This window comes from Chryseobacterium sp. KLBC 52 (assembly GCF_003347605.1).
GTDB lineage: Bacteria > Bacteroidota > Bacteroidia > Flavobacteriales > Weeksellaceae > Chryseobacterium.
The window spans coordinates 105198-126320 of sequence record NZ_QDFZ01000008.1 but is presented as its reverse complement, the minus strand read 5'-3'; the positions used below and the strand labels follow the sequence as shown (position 1 = coordinate 126320).

Sequence of the window (21123 nt, the reverse complement as noted above, 5' to 3'; positions counted from 1 at the left end):
TTAACACAGATCAATGCTTTTCGCATTTAACAATGGTAATTTTGTTTACATAAATCAACAATGTGATGGCAACTAAAAAAATAGAAATCGTAGTATCTCCAAGACCTGCGCACTTTGTAGGCGATGGATTCAGGGTTCACAATTTCATTCCGGGAGTTCCCGGATTGGATATGAAAAGAATGGATCCGTTTATTATGCTGGATTACAATTCAAAATTTCATTTCAACGGATCCGACAGACCGAGAGGTGTTGGAGTGCATCCGCACAGAGGCTTTGAAACAGTAACCATAGCATATAGCGGAAAAGTAGAGCACCATGACAGCGCTGGCGGCGGCGGTGTAATCGGAGAAGGTGATGTTCAGTGGATGACTGCTGCCAAAGGAGTTCTTCATAAAGAATATCATGAAACCGAATGGGCAAAAGAAGGAGGAATCTTTCAGATGGTTCAGCTTTGGGTAAATCTTCCTGCAAAAGATAAAATGAGCTGCCCGAAATACCAGGCTATAGAAAATTCCAAAATGGAAAGAGTGGATCTGGGTGAAAATGGTTTTATAGAAGTAATTGCCGGAGAGTATAATGGTCACAAAGGACCAGCAAGCACTTTCACACCGGTTCATATGATGAATGCCAAACTTAAAGCTGGAGGAAAAGCAGAGTTTAATTTCCCTGCTCATTTCAATACGGCAGCTTTGGTGATTGAAGGAAGTATGATCATTAATGGAGAAGAAAATGTTAAATCGGATCATTTTGTATTATTTAAAAATGAAGGCGAAACATTCACCATTGAAGCAAAAGAAGATGCTGTTGTTTTAATTATCAGTGGCGAACCTATCAACGAACCAATCTATCCTCACGGACCTTTTGTGATGAATTCCAGAGAAGAAATCATGCAGGCTTTCGAGGATTTTAATACCGGAAAATTTGGGTATCTTGAAGATTAAAAGATTTAAATTTATCTTAATCTTTGATTATTCCTTTTTTTATTAACTTTATATAATGGCAAACCTTATAGGTTTTATGAACCTATAAGGTTTACTTGTCTTAACACGCAATTTCCTGCATTGATAGGAAACGCGACGCTTTTAATACAATATTATGAAACCAGAATTTGAAAATATACCTCTTGTAAAAGCCGAAAAAAGATTTGAAATAGAATTCAACGGACATTTTGCATTTATTGATTACCGTGAAACCATGCATCAGATTTCTTTGATCCATACTGAAGCAGAAGCGGAACTGGCCGGAACTGGCGCAGCGGCTGCGGTAGTAGAAAAAACTTTGAATTTTATTGAAGAAAGCGGAAAAAAACTTCTTCCTTTCTGTCCTTATGTTTTCGCTTTTATTAAGAAACACCCTGAATGGAAACGCATCGTAGATGAGAGATTTGAAGGCTACGACAAACTTTAAACCTTCACCAGAACTTATCAATTTATTTAAATAACATTTTAAAAAAGTATCACATCATCATGTCAAATATTGGACTTATTATTGAAGAAAAGGCTGCAGATATTGGAAATTTCCTTGTAGGAAGACTTCTTCCTTTCCGTGAAAAAAGAGCGGTTGGGCCTTTCGTGTTTATTGACCATATGGGACCTTCAGAATTAAAAGATTATCAGAATCTCGATGTTCCGCCACATCCGCATATCGGCTTATCTACATTAACTTATCTGCTGGAAGGCTCTATTTTCCACAGAGACAGTATTGGAAGTGCTATAGAAATAAAACCGGGTGCTGTCAACTGGATGACTGCCGGAAAAGGAGTTGTACATTCAGAAAGAACCCCTGAATATTTAAGACACAGTGATAAAAGACTTCACGGATTTCAGATTTGGGTGGGTCTTCCAAAACATCTTGAGCAGTCTGAGCCTACTTTTCATCATATTGAAGCGGATGAAATTCCGGTGTGGGAAGAAGATGGTATTCAGTATAAATTAATTGCCGGTGAAGCATTCGGAAGAACGTCAGCAGTTCCGGTACACAGCAAGTTATTTTTCATTGAGATCAAAACAAAAGAAGCTAAGAAAATCAGCATCGGGAAAGACCTTTACGGGGAAGCAGCCATGTATGTTCTGGATGGAACGGTGACCACAGATGGAAATTCTTATGGTTCAAAACAGCTGATGATTGCTAAAGATACCAAGCTTTGCGAATTCGAGATGAGTGAAAACGGAACGGTTTATCTTTTTGGTGGCGAGCCATTCGATGAAGAGCGTTTTATCTTCTGGAATTTTGTGAACTCTGACAAGGAATTAATTGATCAGGCAAAGGTAAACTGGAATGACCAGAATCACGAAGCATTTCCTTTGGTTCCTGGCGATGAAACCGAGTATGTGCCACTTCCTAAGGCTATTTTAAACAGAAAATAATTTCAGTCCAGTTTTATCAACCATGAAAATATTAGCATTTGCGGGAAGTACGTCTTCCACTTCTATCAACAGAGAACTTGTAAAATTTGTTCTGAAAGATTTTCAGGATGAAGAAATCAATCTGATTGACCTCAACGATTTCACGATGCCCGTTTTCTCTGTAGATCTTGAAAAGAAAGGTTTTCCGGATGAAGCCCATCAGTTTTTAAAAGCGATTGAGGAATGTGATGTGATCATCTGCTCTCTTGCAGAACACAACCGTTCTTACAGTTCAGCCTTTAAAAATGTTTTTGACTGGTCCTCGAGGATTAATGTAAAAGTATTTCAGAATAAACCAATGCTTCTGATGAGTACCTCTCCCGGAGGTTACGGAGGCGGAAATGTGATGAATACAGCAAAAACATTTTTCCCACAGTTTGCAGCAGATATCAAGGATACTTTTTCACTCCCAAAGTTTTACGAAAATTTTGATATGGAAAGCGGTGTCATCAATCCGGATATGCTGAATGATCTGAAAGGTAAGATACAAAACTTTAAAAATCAGATAAAGTAAATGAACAAAGGAAGACTGGAGGCGTTCAGTGATGGTGTCCTTGCTATTATTATCACCATTATGGTACTTGAACTGAAAGTACCTGAAGGAAACAGCTGGGCCAGTCTCAAACCTCTTCTTCCTAAGTTTCTGGCTTATATTTTCAGTTTTATCTATGTAGGAATCTACTGGAACAATCACCATCATTTGTTTCAGACGGTAAAGAAAGTAAATGGCAGCATTCTCTGGGCCAACCTTCACCTTCTGTTCTGGCTTTCTCTGATGCCAATCGCTACGGAATGGATCGGAACTACGAATTTTGCAAAAAATCCTGTTGCAGTCTATGGTATCGGGCTCATTATGTCGGCTATTGCTTACACCATTCTGGAACATGTGATTATCAGGTGCGAAGGAGAAGATTCAAAGCTAAAAGAAGCTATTCATTCAAAATATAAAGAATATATCTCTATTGTATTTTATGTCCTGGGAATCGCTACTTCATTTTTTTATCCTTATATTGCCATAGGTTTTTATTATATCGTGGCTCTTATATGGCTGATTCCGGACAGAAGAATCGAAAAAACATTAAAAGAAAATTGATATGGAAACACACGAATATCCTAACGGAAACATTACTGTCATCTGGCAGCCTAAAAAATGCATCCATTCTGCCATATGTGTAAAAACACTTCCCAAAGTCTACAATCCTAAAGAAAGACCTTGGATAAAAGCAGAAAACGCAAGTCCCGAAGAACTAAAAAATCAGATCGACCTATGCCCATCAGGTGCATTAAGTTATAAATTCAATACAGCAAAATAATGGCGGTAACGGTAAAAGCAAGTTTAGGAAAAACAAAATATTATACAGAAGTAACAGCCGGCGAAAATACAATCATTACGGATGAACCGGTTGATAAAGGCGGACAGAACAAAGGTCTTAATCCTATGGAAATTCTGGCTACTTCACTGGCAAGCTGTACTGCAGCTACATTGAGAATGTATATTGAAAGAAAGGAATGGGATGTGGAAAACATCAATGTAGAAGTAGAGCTTGAAAATTTTCCATTAACAAAAAGAGCTGTTTTCAAAAGAGACATCAGCTTTGAAGGGATTCTGGATGATGAGCAGCGTAAAAGACTGCACACCATTGCGGATGCATGCCCTGTTCACAAAATATTAACCAACGATATAGAAATACTAACTAAATTCTCATAACATGATCGAAGTAAAACAAAACAACGACGAAAAACACGGAAGTTTTGAAGCTTTCATAGATGGAAGACGCGCAGGAATGATGACCTATACCTGGGCAGGAGAAGAAAGATTTATTATAGACCACACCGAGGTGGAAGAAGCTTACAACGGAAAAGGTGTAGGCAAGGAAATGCTTCTGGCAGCTGTAGATTTTGCCAGAAAAAATGACAAGAAGATTATTCCCCTCTGTCCTTTCGCTAAAGCAAGTTTTCAGAAAAGTGAAGAACTTCAGGATGTTTTAGTGAATTAGTCACTGTATTCTATCCTTACCATACAAACCTTTCAGAGAGCCATCTGAAAGGTTTTTTTATGCAGTTATTTTATTCTCAATACCAGATCTCTGTTAACGCAAAGTTTATTTTGAATTATATAAATTTTAAGCAGGCAAAGAGTGAATCAATTTTTAATTGATTTGATGAAGCAAACTGTTTCTATTAACTCAGAAAACAGTATCCGGCTTTAAGACAGAAAAGTAAAGTTACTTTTTACCCATGTCACTATAAAAAGATGAAAATATAGAGAATCATTTCTTTTATGAGCTTTATAACTTCAAGCTTCCAGCTCCAAGCTTCAGACCTTTCTGAAAATACTGGTTTTATCCCAAGCCTGGATCACTTTCAAAAAAGTAATTATATAAAAATTGTGTCTGAACTAAATTCATGATTCACGACTGATCTTTTTTATATATTTGCTAAAATTTAAAAATCAAGAATGAATCCAGGAACTATCCTTTTGTTATTTGTTTTCGTCTATTTTATCGGTCTTTTGGTGATTTCTTATTTCACCAGCCGGAATTCTGATAACCAGTCTTTTTTTATCGGTAACAAAAAGAGTAAATGGTGGCTCGTAGCATTCGGGATGATAGGAACCAGCTTAAGTGGGGTTACTTTTATTTCCGTTCCGGGAACTGTCGGAAAAATGACCGGTTCAGAATACATCTATGGAGGTTTTGAGTACTACATGATGGTAATCGGGTTCTTCATCGGATATTTCATTGTGGCAGCGATATTACTACCACTCTACTACAAGATGAATCTGACTTCTATTTACACGTATCTGGGGAAAAGATTCAATGTGGAGGCACATAAAATCGGTTCTATCTTTTTTATTATTTCAAGAGCAATTGGAGCTACCGCAAGATTGTATCTGGTAGTAAATGTTTTACAGATATTTTTGCTTGAAGGGTTGGGAGTTCCGTTTTGGGTAACATCTCTTGTTCTTTTGCTAATGGTACTTTTGTATACTTTTGAAGGCGGTGTGAAGACCATTGTTATTACAGATACACTGCAGACTTCTTTTATGATTATCAGTCTTGTAGCTTGTATTGTTTATATTTTATCTAACCTGAATCTATCGTTTGGAGAAGCCTATACAATTCTTGAACAGAAAAATTATACTCATTTCATCAATTTTGATCCTAATTCCAAAACCTTTTTCCTGAAAACCATTCTGGGTGGAATTTTTATTACCATTGCTATGACGGGACTGGATCAGGAAATGATGCAGAAAAATATCTCTGTAGACAATCTTAAGAATTCCAAGAAAAACATGCTAACTTTTGCAGGAACACTTCTTATCGTAAACCTTGCCTTCTTATTTCTGGGGGGATTATTATACCTTTTTGCCCTACAGCATGGTGCAGAATATGGAACGATAAATGGTGAAACAGTAACGAACATTTTCGGATTTAAAGATGCAGCAGGAAATATTAAAAACGTAATGGGAGACGACCTTTTCCCGGCTTTATCGCTTCAGGGATACTTTCCGATGGCTATTTCTGTTATTTTCATTATTGGGTTGATTTCAGCCTTATTCCCTTCTGCTGATGGTGCTTTAACAGCTGTAACAAGTTCATATTGTGTAGATTTACTTAACCTTAATGAGGATAAAACAAAAACTGAGAAAGAGAAAAAACGCCTTCGTATGAAAGTGCACTTGATTTTCACCGTAGTATTCTTCATCCTGATTATGGTTTTCAAAGCATTGAATGACAAATCTATCGTCTATCTGATCATGGAAATTGCAGGATATACGTATGGACCGCTTTTAGGACTTTTTGCTTTTGGAATTTTCACCAAGTTCCAGATTTCAAGAAAATACTCCATCCTTACGGTTACCCTTTTAGCACCTGTATTAACTTATTTAATCAATCTGGCTGTTACAACTTATACCGATTACAAAATCGGAGTAGAACTGATTGTTCTTAACGGTTTGCTGACTTTCATTGGCCTGTGGCTGGTAAAAAACAAACAACATTTAAGAGTTGTTTAAAATAACATACATTACAAAAAAGGCTGTCCTCTATTGAAGACAGCCTTTATTTTATTTGAATCAAGGAAATAGATTATTCTTTAATCCACTTGATTGTTTTCTCAAGATTCTTAGATTTAACCTTAATCAGATAATCTCCTTGAACAAGGTGCGACAAGTCAAAAGTACCTGTTTTATTATGATTCAGTTTATTATCAGCCTGAGTGAACACTAATTTTCCGCTTACATCGTATACGGTAATATCATATACTTCATTTGAATTGGTAAATTTAACATTGAGCAATCCTTTACTTGGATTAGGATATACTACAAATACATCTTTATTGGCAGCAGTTTCATTCACGCCCAATGTCTGGGTAATGGTAAAGTTGATTGGATTAATGTTATAGAAAACATTTGTTTCTGCTGCAACCATAATTCTTGCCTGTGTCGTATTTACGTTGGGAATAGTAACAGCTTCTGAACCGTCATTCGGAGTGGAGGCCAGGATCAGCGTTGGGTAGGTAAGCCCTCCATCTGTAGAAAGATAAATATTGACAGTAGCAGCATTCACCGGAAATGCAGTTGTATTGGCTACATCCCATGTTATTGTTTGGGTGGAATTCCCCGCCCAGTTTACTGCTGTAGCAGGTGCAGTTACATTGAACGGTCCGGAATTTCCATCAACAGTAATAATAGCATCGTCATTGGCAACTCCTGCGCAACCTGCATTATTATCTCTTACCGTGAGTCTGAACTCCATTGTTCTGGCATACGCTGGTCTGATTTCTCCTTTGGATACTGTACCATTGATTACATCTGTAAGTTTTGGAAAATATCTGTAAGGAACGGTTACAGGTACGTATGATCTAAAGATCGCAGCATTCCCTGTTGGTGCATTCCAGTCACCTGCAGGTCCTGCATCATTCTGTTCCCAGCTGTAAGTAAGCGGATTGTTGTCTATATCTGTAGCAGAACCTTCCAATCTGAATGGTGTACTCTTGGGGATTGTATAATCACCTCCCGCGTTTACCGTTGGAGCAAAATTATTAACTGGCAGCGTAACCTGGCATGTGGTTGACTGAACTTTTGTCGTAATAGATTGGTAGGATTTGGTATGGAAAGTAGGAATACTGTTAGAGGCTAAATTATTGGTACTTCCACAAATTCCTGCATATGCCATGATCGTGATTCCACTTCCCGGTTCTACAGCGTTGGCTGCACTACGGTTACCATTACAACTCCCTGTAATGGCATTAAAAGTATGCGGACCCCCAAACTGATGTCCTACTTCATGAGCTACATAATCAATATCATAAGGATCTCCAACCGGGTTAGGCGAGCCGGTGATCCCTCTTCCTTTATTCGTTGCATTACAGATTACTCCCAATCCGGCTAATCCGCCACCGCCGGTACTGAAAGTATGTCCGATATCATAATTGGCATTTCCTATCAGTAAGTCAATCTGAGTCTGGCTCTCATTAATTAATGTGCTGGCATTGTTATTTCCGTTAAATGGATCTGTAGTGGCATTTGTAAAAACCACATTGGCTTCATTATCCACCAGTACCAACCTTGAAGCTACTTCCTGCTCGTAGACTCCATTTACTCGGTTTACCGAGGTTACAATGGCTGAAAGTGTCTGCGCGACCGTTGGTGTTGCTGTACCCGTTGCTGCCACCGCATATTCTCCTGTGCAGGCTACTGCAAACCTGAAAACTCTAATTTGATTTCCTACGCTTGGCGCTACGGTTTTTTGAGCGTTTTTTTTTCCCAGTGGAGAATCGTCTTCATCCTTTACTCCACAAGATCTTGGATTTTTATCTATTAAATCACTTTTCTTATAAATGATATAATTATTGACATCCTGTTTAGCATAAGGATCAATATATGAATCACCCGCCACTACAGATTTTATCTGTGCATGGAATCCCAGTTCGGTAAAATCCAGTTTTAAGGTAGCATATTGATCATCAACCCCTTGTCCTGTAAAAGTGACAATCTGAGGAAACTTGCTGGCTAATCCGGGAGCCATTACTGAAGACTTCCAGATTCTGAATTTTGCTTTTGTTCCGTCAGGCATCGGAAGAACAATAATCGGAGCATTATCTTTACGGTCACTGTCTTTCAATTCCGGAACAGAATTAAAATAACTTTTCATTCCGGCTACATCCAGTCTGTAAGTCAATGACTTTTCCGGTTGTACTGTTCTGTTTTTAGGATCTGCTTTGATGGACCTCTCACTGATTACCGTAAAAAAGTCCTGGGCTTTCCCCGAGGAAACGGATATCACAAATATCCCCAAATAAAATAATTGTTTAATTTTCATATATAATGGTATGTAATTTTTATTTAATCAATCATTAAGACAAAAAACTAAAAAATAATTAGTTAAATATTTATAATTCAAATAATATTGAATTATAAAATTAGTTAAATTAATCTAAATATCACATATGAAAATTCAAAAAAAAACGACATTTAATAGTAAAAAATCAATGATCCTGCTACCACAAAGCATTACACTCAATAAATAATTTTCATTTTTTTATCCTCATCTAAATAACTGATTTTATAGACTTTTGTATTTTAATTATCTTTGATAAGAATTATATAAATTCATTTTTAAATTAATCAAAATAAAAAAAAATATAAATTTAAAAACCATGAAAAAAATTATTGCAATTTTCACATTTCTATTAACATTCACTTTTACAAATGCCCAAGAAAACTTTGAAGTCTCAACATTACGAATTGGACCTTTTAAAGTTTTCATGCCTAAGGTTGAAGCTGAAAAAATTGCAGGAGTTAAGCTGATCAATGCCAATGGAGAGAAAAAAAATATAGTAAAGTATAACGGAGAAAGCATCCAGATTGATCTTTTTGATAATTACATCAATGAAGCCAATCCGAGTGTTCCTTCCATTACTTATATGACAACAACGAGTAAAAAATTTAAAACCAAAAGCGGAATCGGCGTGGGAAGTACAAGAGATGATCTGATTAATGCTTATAGAAGCTACACCAATTTCAGTGTACGCCCGGATTGGGACTCCAATGGCAAACCGATTAAAGACACCGGTTATTTTAATCTTGAAGACAGTCAGGCAGGAACACTATTAAGTTTTAAATTTGTTAATAATATAGTGACAGAAATCTCCGTTTACCTCAACGAAGGCTGTTAAAAGCAGAAAAATATTCAAATCATACAAAATCCGGGTTTTTATATCCGGATTTTTGCATTTCCGTAAGCCGGTAAAAAATTGTAAATTCGCATGCAAATAAATCAGATATAATGAGTAAAAGTATCGAAGAGTTAAAAACTCTTACTACGCAGATCAGAAGAGACATTTTAAGAATGGTTCACGCTGTAAATTCAGGACACCCTGGTGGAAGCTTGGGTTGTACAGAATTCTTCACAGCCCTTTACGGGAAAGTGATGAACTATAAACTTCCTTTCACAATGGAAGGTAAAAATGAAGATCATTTTTATCTATCAAACGGACACATTTCTCCGGTATTCTACTCTACTTTAGCAAGATTTGGTTTCTTCCCTGTGGAAGAGCTGAGCACTTTCAGAAAATTAGATTCAAGATTACAGGGACACCCAACTACCCACGAAGGTCTTCCGGGAATCAGAATTGCTTCAGGTTCTCTTGGACAAGGACTTTCTGTAGCACTTGGAGTAGCTCAGGGTAAAAAATTAGACGGTGATCAATCTCTTGTTTACTCTCTTCACGGAGATGGTGAGCTTCAGGAAGGTCAGATCTGGGAGGCTTTGATGTATGCTTCTGCTAAAAAGGTAGATAATATCATTTCTACTATTGATTACAACGGACGTCAGATTGACGGAGATACAGATGATGTATTAAGCTTAGGAAATCTTCATGCAAAACTGGAAGCATTCGGATGGATTGTTTTGGAAGAAAAGAACGGTAATGATCTTGAAGCTGTAATTGCAATCCTTGAGAAGGCAAAAACAGAAACCGGAAAAGGAAAACCTGTAGCTATCCTTCTTCATACAGAAATGGGTTATGGGGTTGATTATATGATGGGATCTCATGCATGGCATGGTAAAGCTCCAAATGATGAGCAGCTAGACACAGCATTCAAGCAATTATACCTGGAAGCTCCTGCTGATTATTAATTATAAATGATAAATTATTTTTGATAAATGATACTCCTGGAACTTTATAAAATGATTAATCACTCATCATTTATCAATGATCAAAAACTTTAGTAAAAAATGAAATATACATATACAGAAAAAAAGGACACGCGTTCAGGATTCGGAGCAGGATTGGCTGAACTGGCTGACAAAAATCCTAATGTAGTAGCACTTTGCGCAGACCTTATCGGTTCTTTGAAGATGGAGAAATTCATTGAGAAGGCTCCTGAAAGATTCTTTCAGATTGGTATTGCGGAAGCAAACATGATGGGAATTGCAGCTGGTCTTAGTATTACAGGAAAGATTCCTTTTACGGGAACTTTCGCTAACTTCTCTACTTCAAGAGTATATGACCAGATCCGTCAGTCTATCGCTTATTCTAACAAAAATGTAAAAATCTGTGCATCTCACGCAGGTCTTACTTTAGGAGAAGATGGAGCGACTCACCAGGTTCTTGAAGATATCGGTATGATGAAAATGCTTCCTGGAATGACAGTGATCAACACTTGTGACTACAACCAGACTAAAGCTGCTACCTTAGCGATTGCAGACTTTGAGGGACCTGTATATTTAAGATTCGGAAGACCGGTAGTTCCTGTTTTTATTCCGGAAGATATGCCTTTCGAAATCGGAAAAGGAATTATGCTTCAGGAAGGTACTGATGTAACGATTGTTGCCACGGGACACCTTGTATGGGAATCTCTTGTAGCTGCTGATGAGCTTGAGAAAGAAGGTATTTCTTGTGAGGTGATCAACATTCACACAATCAAACCTCTTGATGAAGAGATCATTTTAAAATCTGTTGAAAAAACAGGTAAAATTGTAACGGCTGAAGAGCACAACTACCTTGGTGGTTTAGGAGAATCTGTTGCTGGTATGCTGGCAAGAAAAAGACCTACAAGACAGGAGTTCGTAGCGGTAAATGATACTTTCGGAGAGTCTGCAACACCTGCTGAACTGATGAAAAAGTATAAGATTGATGCTGCTGCAGTAAAAGAAGCTGTAAAGAGAATTTTAGCTTAAGATAAGCTGTTTTATATAAACAAAACCCGGCGGTTTCTTCGAAACCGCCGGGTTTTTTGTTATTGTGTATCAACCACCCGTCAAAAATTCTTTGAATTTTTTCCATCCCTCCTCCGGAAGGAAATGGTTATACACCCATTCTTCATCGTATTAGTTTTTATCCTGCTTATTATTCTTCCTCATTCAAGGGAATTCCTACAGCCATCAGTACGGGACACAAAATTTCTTTAATATATTCATCTTCTCTTCTTTCAGAAGCTTTTGAACCAGAAAAATAATTACTGATTCTGTAGTTTTTCACAAACTGATTTCTCTTTTTCCCGATGGAATAATAATACCCACCTCTTTCATCATTCACAAAATAGGTCATTTCATCAAAGTTCATGAGTTTTTTGGAAAGCAGCAGTTTTCTGTAAATACACTTTTCCGATTTATCAAAAATATATTTCACAGGAATTCTGAAAAAGAGATCAAAGAGAAAATAAATCATGTAAACGGCCCATAATCCTATGGCAATTTTGAACTGATCTCCGGACATTTTCCCCATAAAATAATAGATGATCACAGGAAGTGCAATGACTCCCAAGACCAGCCACCAAACCAAAGTGCGCAGGAAACTGTAATTGGGCATAAAGCTTATTTCACTTCCGTTTTCTTCAAATTTATAGCGGTCTCTGATGTCCATTTTCAGAATTATTAAGGTTCATAATATCTTCTGTTTCGTTGACCATTTTCTGTATTCCTTTCTGGGTAAGCGCCTGACCTATCGTAAGCTGTTTTTCTTTACCATCTACTTCAAAATAAACAGACAGCATTACATTGGTGGTGATAAATCCCATGTATTTTGTTGCTACCACATGGAAATTTCTAAAATTCTCAATCGGATATGTTCTTGCCGGAACAAAAATGGTATGTTTTCCAGTTATCGTTTTCCGGTCCATATCGATGATAAATTTCTTGGTAAAGAAGTTGACAATAATAAGAGCTACTACCGCCATAATGATATAGCTCCCGGTTCTTACACTGTTAAAAATCAATCCTGCAATAACCAGAAAAATAATGCAGAGTACAGCAATAAACACCGGCTGGTTTTTAAAAATATATTGGTTTCCTTCTTGTTTATAAAATTGATAGTTGTTCATAATGAATGTAATTGTTCTTTATATTTGGGTTGGTAGTTGATTCTGATGCTTAAAAGCATTTATATAGAGATTGTAATGTATAAGAGGCTTCTGAGACAATTATTTTATCGGGCTTCATATGTATATATTTAAAGTGTTTTTTTTAATTCTTCATCCTTTTAATTGCCCCAGGTAGCCATCCAGTCCAGATATTCATTTTTGTAGTCATTATCATTCAATCTGATGATAAGATTTTTCAGGTCTTCGTGCTCAAACTCATAATCTGAAACCGTAAAAATCAGGAAAATATCTTTGCCTGTGATCTTTGTAAAAAAGTTCTCATTTTTAAGTTTCTCCAGTACTTCAATACAGATTGAATATAGTTTAGCCTGAAAACTCTCAAACCATTGATCATCTTCATCGTGTTTACTAAGCTCTGTTCTCAACTGAGTGCAGATTACATCGAATTCTTTATCGGCTCCTTCCATTTCGTAGGTCCATTCTGCCGGTTCATATTTATAATAAAGAGCATCATCATCCTCTGCATTCTCCATTACTTTCAATGTATTGGCAGCAGGGCAAACTGTCATTGCTCCCTCATCGCTGTACAGTGCAAAGCTGTAAATTTCTTCAGCTCCATGCTTTTCATACACTTCTAAAAAAGCTTTCCTTGCAGCGTCTTCAATCTGCTGTTTCAAAATTTCAAAATCCATACTTCTTTTCTTTTTTAAAATGGGCGGTAAAATTACCTTTATCCTGTCAAATCAGCACCTTATATTCTTACAAAGGCTGTTCAATTTCATGATTATAGCTATCTGTTTTTATTATACAGTACTAATCCGGGAATTAAAATAGCTGCTCCGGCGAGCATAGGAATCAGTTCTCCATACTTGAACAACCAGGAAGTTTCTCTGGATGGTCCTATTTTAATCACCATGACCAGGCAAAAGGCTATCATTATCAAAATAATTCCTAATATTTTTTTCATTAATCAAATTTTAGTTATTGGTAAATCAGTCTACAAAACTGTTATAACGATCAAGGATGTAGCCTGCTTCTCTTTCCAGATCATCAAGATCACTGTTCAGTTCCTGATTATTTTCATTCAGACTTCGTTGGGCAATTCTCATTTTACCAAGAAAATCGTTAACAGAATTATTGAATGCCTGGTAACTGCCTTCTTTCTGTTTTTCCGATTGAAATACAAACCCAGGCTATTCCTATAATATGCTGAAGTGCCATATACTGCTTCACCAGATAATTGGAACCTTCTTTCTTTATATGTTTACAACCTTCCATATTCGAGAATTCAGATATTATCCGATGAAAGAGAATTTATCCTCGAACATTTTCCCGATCAGAGGTAAAGGTTTTTCAACATCATTGGCGGCATTAATGATTCCGATGATCATTAATACCAAAGGAATAAAACCGAATATTCCAAGAATTCCAATTTTGGTCAGCATCATAATACCATTGAGGATGATGGATAATACGATTGAAAAAATAATCAATCCCAAAGACTGTTTCAAATGATATTTTAAAAGTTTATTCGATTTTTCTTTTCCGATAAAGAAGGAAATCAGCCATCCGAAAAGTGTAATGTAAGAAACAATTGATAATGTTTTGTTGTCCATAGCTGTAAAATTTTAAATTACTATTCTTTGATTTTTTTCTGGCTCAAAATTGCAACAGAAAAATATCCTCTTCATCATTTCAGCAACTACAAAACATCTTCAACCGAGATTACAACCGACTACAAAACGTCTACAAAAACAAATAAAATGCTGATTTACAGAAAGATAAAAATAACAGTTCTTTTTACTTTCTTAGGTAGGAAATTGACAGATGTCTACAATTTTTGTACTTTCACCCCATGAAACTAAAGTACTCACTTTTATATTGTATACTTTTTATCTGCACCTTATACCCCGCACAGAATACATTTATTGATGGCCTCAAAAACCAATTGGAAGGAGATCATATTTCGTCCGCAGAAAAGTTCAGAATTTACAATGAGCTTACCGAATATTACAGAGTCAGTGATCAATATACTACCGCCGAAAAATATGTACAGCAACAGCTGGAACTGGCCAAAAAAGAACAAAATGATGCTGAAGAAGTAAAAGCCCTTACCCAAAAAGGAATTATTAAGCTTAACCAGTCTGAGTATAATACAATTCCCCCTATTATTGATGCTGCAAATGAAATTGTTCAGAAAAGTCATAATACAACGGCCGCATTATATGCCGGTTATCTGAATATTTACTACAGGAAAGCTCTTGGTGAATCTGAAAATACGATCAAACTTATTCAGAAAGCACTTTCTATGGTTGAAAAACAGCCTTCTGAAATCACGCTGAATGCAAAACTCAATTATCTTCTCTATGGAATCTACACAGAATGGAATGATGCTGAAAATGCTACCAAATATGCAAAAAAATCCATTGAGCTTGCCGAGAAATCCGGAAATAAAAACTTGCTGAGTTCAGCGTATTCTGCATTGGCAGTCTGCTATTCTTTCCAACATGAAAAGACCGGAGACTTAAAAGATCTGAAACCTGTGATAGAAATGTGTAAAAAAGCGGTTGCGCTATATCATCAGTTTCCGGGTCATGTGTCTGCTCATGTACAAGCTATGGCACTGCTGAATCTCATCAATTATTATCTGAGCTATCCTGTTATAACTCCTGAGATAAGGGAGGAAATTGAGAATAATGCCAACGAAATATTCGCGCTTACTGAGCATACAACACTTAACCAGGGCATTCAGGCAGGAGCACTGGGTGTTTTAAGCAATCTTGCTTCCCGGGATCAAAATGATGCTTTGTCAGAGCAATATCTCCTGAAAGCTGAACAGATCCTTCTTACTCTAAAGCCGGTTTATTACCATGTCATGATCAATATAGTAAAAGATCTTGCCCAGCTGTATGCAAAGCAAAAAAAATATGAGAAAGCCTACCAATACGAGTCAAAAGTAGCAGAATACAGTAATCTCCTATTTGATGAAGGTCAAGCTGAAATTGCCAAAAGGCTGGAAGCACAGTATCAGTCTCAGAAAAAAGAATCTGAACTCAGATCTCTTACTGAAAAAACGGCCAGTTTGAAAAAAGAAAAACTCCTTTATATTGGCTTGGGAATTATTGGGTTGGTTGGAGCTTTCTTTATGTTCCGTTCTTATCATTTTAAGCTGAGATATTCCATAGAAAGGGAAAATAAGCTTGATACAGAAAAGCATGAAGCGGAAATGCTGATTAAACTTCAGAAGGAAGAACAGGCCAGATTAAAGGCTGAGCAGGAACTTCTTACCCTTCAGCAGCAAAAGCTTCAAAGTGAGGTATTAGCCAGCCAGCTTCATATTCAGCATAAGAATGAGGTTCTGCAGAACCTTCAGAACCAGCTTTCTGATACTGACATCAATATTCACCAGGTTGTAAAAGGAGAAAGCCGTGTTGATAATGATTTTGAAAAAGTCAGATTTACCATTCAGGAGCTGCATCCGGATTTCTTTAAAAACATCAGTGAAAAAGCTAAACAAAAACTCACTGCGCTGGACTTGAAATACTGTGCTTATATCTATCTGGGAATGGATACAAAACAAATCGCCAACCTCCTCAACGTAGAACCTAAGAGCGTAAGAATGACCAAATACCGTCTGAAAAAGAAGTTCGGGCTGGATGAAAATACGGCCTTAGAATCTTTTTTCCAGGGAGTGTTTTCTGACCTGTAATTTAAGCTACTAAAAACCTTTTAACTCTATGTTAAAAGGCTTTACTTTTTTATGATTTAATGTCATTCTTTTCTATTTACTAGATAAAATTGGTATTTTTTATGAAAGATTACTTGCTGATTATATCAATTTCAGACTAAAAAAAACTATTTTTTGCAAACAATATGCTCTGAAATATATAAATTTCTTCGATAATGAGTCTACAAACACATGATTTTCCAATACATTTTGTACTCATTCAGCCGTATTGTACAATAGAAAATATTACTATTCACACCTCTGTTATATCCAGAGGTTTTCTTAAGATGATCTGACTATACTTTATACTTTTCCAAGATTGAAATATTTCACCGAACCCACTGAAATATGCACATTTTGCATGTGCATATATGTACAAAAAATAAACAAATCACTTACACATTTTATCCCACTTAAGTGAACTGAATATTTATAGATTTGAAAACATCAACGTTGACAGAATACCTTTTTCATCTTTAGATTGTATGTGTACAGTATAAATAAACATGAAAAATATTCGGCCCCATGTCAGGGTTTATTTGACATTAATTTTTTAAACAACACAAAAAAACTTATCAAAATGAAAAAATTAAATGGAATGAAGAGAGATTTCTCTTCTTTGGAAAACAAAAAACTGAAAGACCTTAAGGCAATTCAGGGAGGCAGCTATAATGTTAAATCTAATGTTTCCGTTGGAGAAGGCTGTGAAGAATACGACACCTATACAGCACCGGGAGGAACTTATATAGGCAGAATTACTGTGTGTAGCCCAACAGCAACATTAAACTAATGAAGGAGGGGCAACCCTCCTTTATTCCTTTCAAAGTTACCATTTAAATAATGTCCTTACAGGCTTATGAAACCATATACGTATTATATTCTTTTCATTATTTTAGTTTCTTTCTTATCATGCAAAAACAGGAAATTGAACTACGTTACATATTACAGCAAAGTGAATGAAATTGACAGTATTTACAGAATGGCTGATCAACCTGAAAAAGCGATAAGAAAGTTCAAAAGATTGTTCCAGAAGTATGAGCCCAAAAATCAGGAGCTTACTGAAGAATATAAAACCTATATTCAACTTGCAGATCATTATCATAAAGATTTTGGTGGAAAGAAAAGCCTATACAAGCTTATTACCCTAAACGCTCCCTATGGTAATGACTATAAAAAACTTTACCCGCTCTGCAGGAAATATGGGATAGACAGCGTGGAAGTCAACCAAAAAGTAGCAGATTGGAAAAAAAACCTGAATAAAAGGCTTGTGGATTCCTTTACTATAGCGATGATCCGTGACCAGGAGGGACGGCCTGAGAATATCCCCCTTGTATATAAGAACATTGAAAAAAATGCAGATCTTTTTTTCTGGACATTTAAACATTATGGATTTCCTGATGGACAAAAAATAGGTAGATTAGGAAACAATGACGTTTTCATTGCTATGCCCACATTATTAAGTCATATGATTGGTTCAAAAAAATACCCTGAATTCAGAAAAAAATTATTCGAATATGTAAAATCAGGTCATTGTTCTCCACAGGAATATGCCTTAATGTCCGATACCTATGATTACTATAGAAATACTGCTGTACGATACAGCTTACGGAACAATAATCAGGATTCTGTCCGGATTAACCGCAACCGTAAAAGTATAGGTCTTCCCAGTATTAAACATTCTTCTAAAATAAGAAAAGATAAATTTAAGAAAAAATGATTCTTATTCTTTCCGCTAATCAGGAAACAACCACAAATGAAGTTATTAAGTGGCTTAAAGCATTAGATAAACCTTTTATTCGTATACATGAAGATGAAGTTTTTGAAATAAAAACAGAACAAAACAGAATCTTTTTGGAAAGTCGAAGAAATAGTTTTTTTATTGAAGATATTACTACTGTCTGGTATCGCAGAGGAGGATTACGGTTTATGAGGAAAGAATATGATAACGCTTCTATCAATGCTTATATGAATGAAACTCAATATTGGCTTGAAGATTATGTAATAAAAATGCTTGAAACAAAAAGACATATTAATAAACAAAGCAACAGCCATTTGAATAAACTCTTAGTACTTGAACAGGCCAAAAAAGTAGGATTGAAAGTCCCGAACTACTACTTGGCAGAAAACACGGACCAGCTGGTTGTGAATAAAACGATTACAAAATCTATTGCTGAAAATATAATATTGAAATCAGTTGGTGGTTTTTCTGAAGGCATTCTGTATACTTCACTTGTTACAGAGGTGGAAAAAGAAAATTTCTTTATTACCTTTTTTCAGGAAATGATTGAAAAAGATTTTGAAGTAAGAGCCTTTTATCTTCATGGCAAAATCTGGGCTACTGCTATTTTTTCTCAAAATGATAAGAAGACTCAGCTTGATCATAGAAAATATAATCACGAGGTACCGAATCGGAATGTTAGGTATAATCTTCCAAAAGAAATTGAAGAAAAAGTACATATCCTTATGCAGGCAATGGATATCAACTGTGGCTCACTTGATTTTATAAAAAATAAAAATGATTTTTATTTCTTAGAGATAAACCCCGTTGGTCAGTTTTTAGGATTATCAGCAGTTTGTAATTATCTACTCGAAAAAGAAATAGCAGAATACTTATGAAAAAGAAATTCAAAGAAAAAAATAAACTACCCCTTACTCTAAAATATATAGCAAATTTCAGAGAAGCTTCAGTTGAAATACAAAATAGCCATCAACAGAATTATATTACTGCTATACAATATCAAACCGATTATTTGATGGCAATAAAACCTCCAAAACCGTTTGTAAGATTATTATAAAATACTCATCTTGTGCCTGATGAATAAAGATTCTGAATAGTAAAATGACATTTACAGAGAATACACTACATCTTCAAAATGTAGAATATAAAATTGCAATAGCAGTGAAGAAACTGTAAAGAAAATTTTAGAGAAATAATTTTCCTGTTAAAAATAAAGTAAAAAACAAATTATTTAGGGTGTTTGCGGACACAATCCGAAAAATGCAGAAATAAAAACTAAAAAAACAATATTAAAACATAATTTATTTCAATAACACGAGGATAAAAAACCAACACAAACAACTGAATACCAATCAAAAAAAATCATAACACCACATAATTATTCATATTTTGGGGAAAAACAAAATGTATGAAAAAAGCTACTTATCAGGATAGAGAAAAGGCAGTTGATATTCTATGTCAGGCTTTTATTGATATTCTTATCCCAAACTCTATAAACTTTGGTGTGAAGAATTTTGTATTAATTTTTAAAACAAATTTACAGTCATGTTTGTTTTTGGGATTCATATAAGCACAATTATTTATGTTTTAATATTTCTGATTCTTATAATTTTAGTTGCAACCAATTTACTAATTCGGCTTAATCAGAAAGATAAACCATATTATATTAGATTTCTTCTGTTGTTAATAGCAGGCCTAATTTATAATATTGTTGAAGAATTATTTCCGGATAAAAATTCTCCACTTGATTTAATTACACAGTATATTATTTCTTATACAACAGGATTGGCATCTGCGATTTATTTTGTCTCTTATTTAATAAAAGAATATGAAGTTAGATTTGTTAGAAGAGTTGATCTATTTATGACAGGAGCAATTATTCTCTTCATTTTTATTTGTTCTTTTATTATTCCACTTACACTCACTAAATCAATAAATATTTCTAGATATATTTTCTTATCGATCATTTTAGTCATATTATTAGTAAACACTATATCAATTATAAAAAATCAATATTTAAAATTTAAATCAAACAAAGAATTTTTTTTAAAAGTTCACTCAATTAATGGTGCTATTGGATTTTTAAGTATTGTATTATTTGTATTTACAATTCTTGCTTCATCAGGAAATCAATTTATAGTTCAAACTTTTTATACCTTGGGATTCTTTATTGTTTCCATAGATTATTTCCTATACCCTCTTCGTAAAAAGGAAATTAAAAAGAGTATACCATTTGAAAAGCTTTCAGTAAGAGAAGCTGAGGTTTTAATGATTCTTTTAGAGAACCCGAACTTGAAATATGCAGAGCTAAGTCAAAGATTAAATATCTCAGAGAAAACATTATCGACTCATTTATCAAATATTTACAAGAAAACCGAAATAAAAGGTAAAAAAGAAATACATGAAATGAGTAATATATATAAAGATTCTTAAAAAATTAAGACACTCAAAATCAAAACCTTAACAACCCTTATTTTATACCCTTAGTAATTTAAGTAAAAGTTTAAGGGTAAAAAATTAAAGTTTTAATTGCTCTTCATTTTATGTTTGCTGAAGAAAACACAAGTGATGTTTTTTGTTAATGTGCACAACAAAAATAAAGCTGATCAGCAAAACCCATGTCAGGGATTGTATGGCAAAATTAAATATCAAAATTTTAAAAATTACACACATGAAAAAATTAATTGGAATGAAGAGCGGCTTCTCTTCTACAGAAAACAAGAAATTACAAAGAAAGGATCTAAAATCTATTTTAGGTGGAGATGGTTATAAATATGTAGAAACAGATTGTGGTTCTACATGTTATGATAAAGAAACATGGAAAGATGGGACTCTTATCAGTACTTTAAAAATAGATACCAGCCTTAACTAGTATTATCACAGATAGAGGGTTATCCCTCTATCTCTTTTATTATCACACCAT

The 21123-nt window shown here is 35.1% G+C and carries 26 protein-coding genes; 19 read left to right on the top strand and 7 right to left on the bottom strand.

The genetic code is table 11. The features are described 5' to 3' along the window. Positions 1 to 65: 65 nt before the first annotated feature. The 9 genes from DDF69_RS10585 to DDF69_RS10545 all read left to right on the top strand — a co-directional run bounded on the left by DDF69_RS10585 (position 66) and on the right by DDF69_RS10545 (position 6423). Positions 66 to 941 (top strand): pirin family protein, encoded by an 876-nt coding sequence (locus DDF69_RS10585; RefSeq protein WP_114820767.1) that lies wholly within the window; start codon positions 66 to 68, stop codon positions 939 to 941. Between the two features lie 154 nt (positions 942 to 1095). Then, positions 1096 to 1407 (top strand): GNAT family N-acetyltransferase, encoded by a 312-nt coding sequence (locus tag DDF69_RS10580; protein ID WP_114820766.1) that lies wholly within the window; start codon positions 1096 to 1098, stop codon positions 1405 to 1407. Between the two features lie 59 nt (positions 1408 to 1466). Next, positions 1467 to 2366: a pirin family protein gene (locus DDF69_RS10575; RefSeq protein WP_114820765.1), complete on the top strand. Its 900-nt coding sequence runs from the start codon at positions 1467 to 1469 to the stop codon at positions 2364 to 2366. A 22-nt stretch (positions 2367 to 2388) separates the two neighbouring features. Further along, the gene (locus tag DDF69_RS10570; protein ID WP_114820764.1) at positions 2389 to 2919 is read left to right on the top strand and encodes an NADPH-dependent FMN reductase; all 531 of its coding nucleotides are present in this window, start codon (positions 2389 to 2391) and stop codon (positions 2917 to 2919) included. Further along, a complete protein-coding gene (locus DDF69_RS10565) occupies positions 2920 to 3498 on the top strand; it encodes a TMEM175 family protein (RefSeq protein WP_114820763.1) in 579 nt (192 codons plus the stop codon). A 1-nt stretch (position 3499) separates the two neighbouring features. Continuing rightward, on the top strand, positions 3500 to 3718 hold the full coding sequence (locus DDF69_RS10560; RefSeq protein WP_114820762.1) for a (4Fe-4S)-binding protein: 219 nt from the start codon (positions 3500 to 3502) through the stop codon (positions 3716 to 3718). Next, positions 3718 to 4113, top strand: a complete 396-nt coding sequence (locus DDF69_RS10555) for an OsmC family protein (RefSeq protein ID WP_114820761.1) — start codon at positions 3718 to 3720, stop codon at positions 4111 to 4113. The genes DDF69_RS10560 and DDF69_RS10555 overlap by 1 nt, the downstream gene beginning before the upstream one ends. A 1-nt stretch (position 4114) precedes the next feature. Further along, positions 4115 to 4402 carry a GNAT family N-acetyltransferase gene (locus DDF69_RS10550; protein ID WP_171006298.1) on the top strand — a complete coding sequence of 96 codons (288 nt, stop codon included), beginning with the start codon at positions 4115 to 4117 and terminating at the stop codon, positions 4400 to 4402. 461 nt (positions 4403 to 4863) lie between these two features. Further along, the gene (locus DDF69_RS10545) at positions 4864 to 6423 is read left to right on the top strand and encodes a sodium:solute symporter (RefSeq protein WP_114820760.1); all 1560 of its coding nucleotides are present in this window, start codon (positions 4864 to 4866) and stop codon (positions 6421 to 6423) included. A 73-nt stretch (positions 6424 to 6496) separates the two neighbouring features. On the opposite strand, the gene DDF69_RS10540 is transcribed toward DDF69_RS10545, so the two are convergent. After that, positions 6497 to 8731 carry a reprolysin-like metallopeptidase gene (locus DDF69_RS10540; protein ID WP_114820759.1) on the bottom strand — a complete coding sequence of 745 codons (2235 nt, stop codon included), beginning with the start codon at positions 8729 to 8731 and terminating at the stop codon, positions 6497 to 6499. A gap of 337 nt (positions 8732 to 9068) precedes the next feature. Between DDF69_RS10540 and DDF69_RS10535 the strand changes: the two genes are divergently transcribed. From DDF69_RS10535 to DDF69_RS10525, 3 genes are all read left to right on the top strand, one after another. Then, positions 9069 to 9587 carry a hypothetical protein gene (locus tag DDF69_RS10535; protein WP_114820758.1) on the top strand — a complete coding sequence of 173 codons (519 nt, stop codon included), beginning with the start codon at positions 9069 to 9071 and terminating at the stop codon, positions 9585 to 9587. A 77-nt stretch (positions 9588 to 9664) separates the two neighbouring features. Continuing rightward, positions 9665 to 10549: a transketolase gene (locus DDF69_RS10530; protein ID WP_228411970.1), complete on the top strand. Its 885-nt coding sequence runs from the start codon at positions 9665 to 9667 to the stop codon at positions 10547 to 10549. A gap of 99 nt (positions 10550 to 10648) precedes the next feature. Then, the gene (locus DDF69_RS10525; protein WP_034697001.1) at positions 10649 to 11593 is read left to right on the top strand and encodes a transketolase family protein; all 945 of its coding nucleotides are present in this window, start codon (positions 10649 to 10651) and stop codon (positions 11591 to 11593) included. 169 nt (positions 11594 to 11762) lie between these two features. On the opposite strand, the gene DDF69_RS10520 is transcribed toward DDF69_RS10525, so the two are convergent. The 6 genes from DDF69_RS10520 to DDF69_RS10505 form a co-directional block, all read right to left on the bottom strand. Then, the gene (locus DDF69_RS10520) at positions 11763 to 12278 is read right to left on the bottom strand and encodes a hypothetical protein (protein WP_228411963.1); all 516 of its coding nucleotides are present in this window, start codon (positions 12276 to 12278) and stop codon (positions 11763 to 11765) included. Continuing rightward, positions 12256 to 12735, bottom strand: a complete 480-nt coding sequence (locus DDF69_RS10515) for a hypothetical protein (protein WP_114820757.1) — start codon at positions 12733 to 12735, stop codon at positions 12256 to 12258. The genes DDF69_RS10520 and DDF69_RS10515 overlap by 23 nt, the downstream gene beginning before the upstream one ends. A gap of 158 nt (positions 12736 to 12893) precedes the next feature. Continuing rightward, positions 12894 to 13427 (bottom strand): DUF4303 domain-containing protein, encoded by a 534-nt coding sequence (locus DDF69_RS10510; protein WP_114820756.1) that lies wholly within the window; start codon positions 13425 to 13427, stop codon positions 12894 to 12896. A 98-nt stretch (positions 13428 to 13525) separates the two neighbouring features. Next, positions 13526 to 13702: a DUF6903 family protein gene (locus tag DDF69_RS22040; RefSeq protein WP_162800907.1), complete on the bottom strand. Its 177-nt coding sequence runs from the start codon at positions 13700 to 13702 to the stop codon at positions 13526 to 13528. A gap of 167 nt (positions 13703 to 13869) precedes the next feature. Next, complete coding sequence (locus DDF69_RS22035; protein ID WP_162800906.1) at positions 13870 to 14013, bottom strand: hypothetical protein; 144 nt, start codon at positions 14011 to 14013, stop codon at positions 13870 to 13872. Positions 14014 to 14030: 17 nt separating this feature from the next. Further along, the gene (locus tag DDF69_RS10505) at positions 14031 to 14351 is read right to left on the bottom strand and encodes a DUF4870 domain-containing protein (protein ID WP_114820755.1); all 321 of its coding nucleotides are present in this window, start codon (positions 14349 to 14351) and stop codon (positions 14031 to 14033) included. Positions 14352 to 14590: 239 nt separating this feature from the next. Between DDF69_RS10505 and DDF69_RS10495 the strand changes: the two genes are divergently transcribed. From DDF69_RS10495 to DDF69_RS10465, 7 genes are all read left to right on the top strand, one after another. Then, a complete protein-coding gene (locus tag DDF69_RS10495) occupies positions 14591 to 16444 on the top strand; it encodes a helix-turn-helix transcriptional regulator (RefSeq protein WP_114820753.1) in 1854 nt (617 codons plus the stop codon). Positions 16445 to 17042: 598 nt separating this feature from the next. Beyond that, entirely contained in the window at positions 17043 to 17252 is a 210-nt protein-coding gene (locus DDF69_RS10490; protein WP_162800905.1) for a TIGR04139 family peptide modification target, read from the top strand. 135 nt (positions 17253 to 17387) lie between these two features. After that, positions 17388 to 18179: a hypothetical protein gene (locus tag DDF69_RS10485; RefSeq protein ID WP_162800904.1), complete on the top strand. Its 792-nt coding sequence runs from the start codon at positions 17388 to 17390 to the stop codon at positions 18177 to 18179. Next, a complete protein-coding gene (gene gwsG / locus DDF69_RS10480) occupies positions 18176 to 19078 on the top strand; it encodes a grasp-with-spasm system ATP-grasp peptide maturase (RefSeq protein ID WP_114820750.1) in 903 nt (300 codons plus the stop codon). The genes DDF69_RS10485 and gwsG overlap by 4 nt, the downstream gene beginning before the upstream one ends. After that, positions 19075 to 19257: a hypothetical protein gene (locus tag DDF69_RS10475; RefSeq protein ID WP_114820749.1), complete on the top strand. Its 183-nt coding sequence runs from the start codon at positions 19075 to 19077 to the stop codon at positions 19255 to 19257. Before gwsG ends, DDF69_RS10475 begins: the two co-directional genes overlap by 4 nt. A 488-nt stretch (positions 19258 to 19745) precedes the next feature. Continuing rightward, positions 19746 to 20633: a helix-turn-helix transcriptional regulator gene (locus DDF69_RS10470; protein ID WP_114820748.1), complete on the top strand. Its 888-nt coding sequence runs from the start codon at positions 19746 to 19748 to the stop codon at positions 20631 to 20633. 238 nt (positions 20634 to 20871) lie between these two features. Further along, positions 20872 to 21072, top strand: a complete 201-nt coding sequence (locus DDF69_RS10465) for a TIGR04139 family peptide modification target (RefSeq protein ID WP_162800903.1) — start codon at positions 20872 to 20874, stop codon at positions 21070 to 21072. The last annotated feature ends 51 nt before the right edge of the window (positions 21073 to 21123 follow it).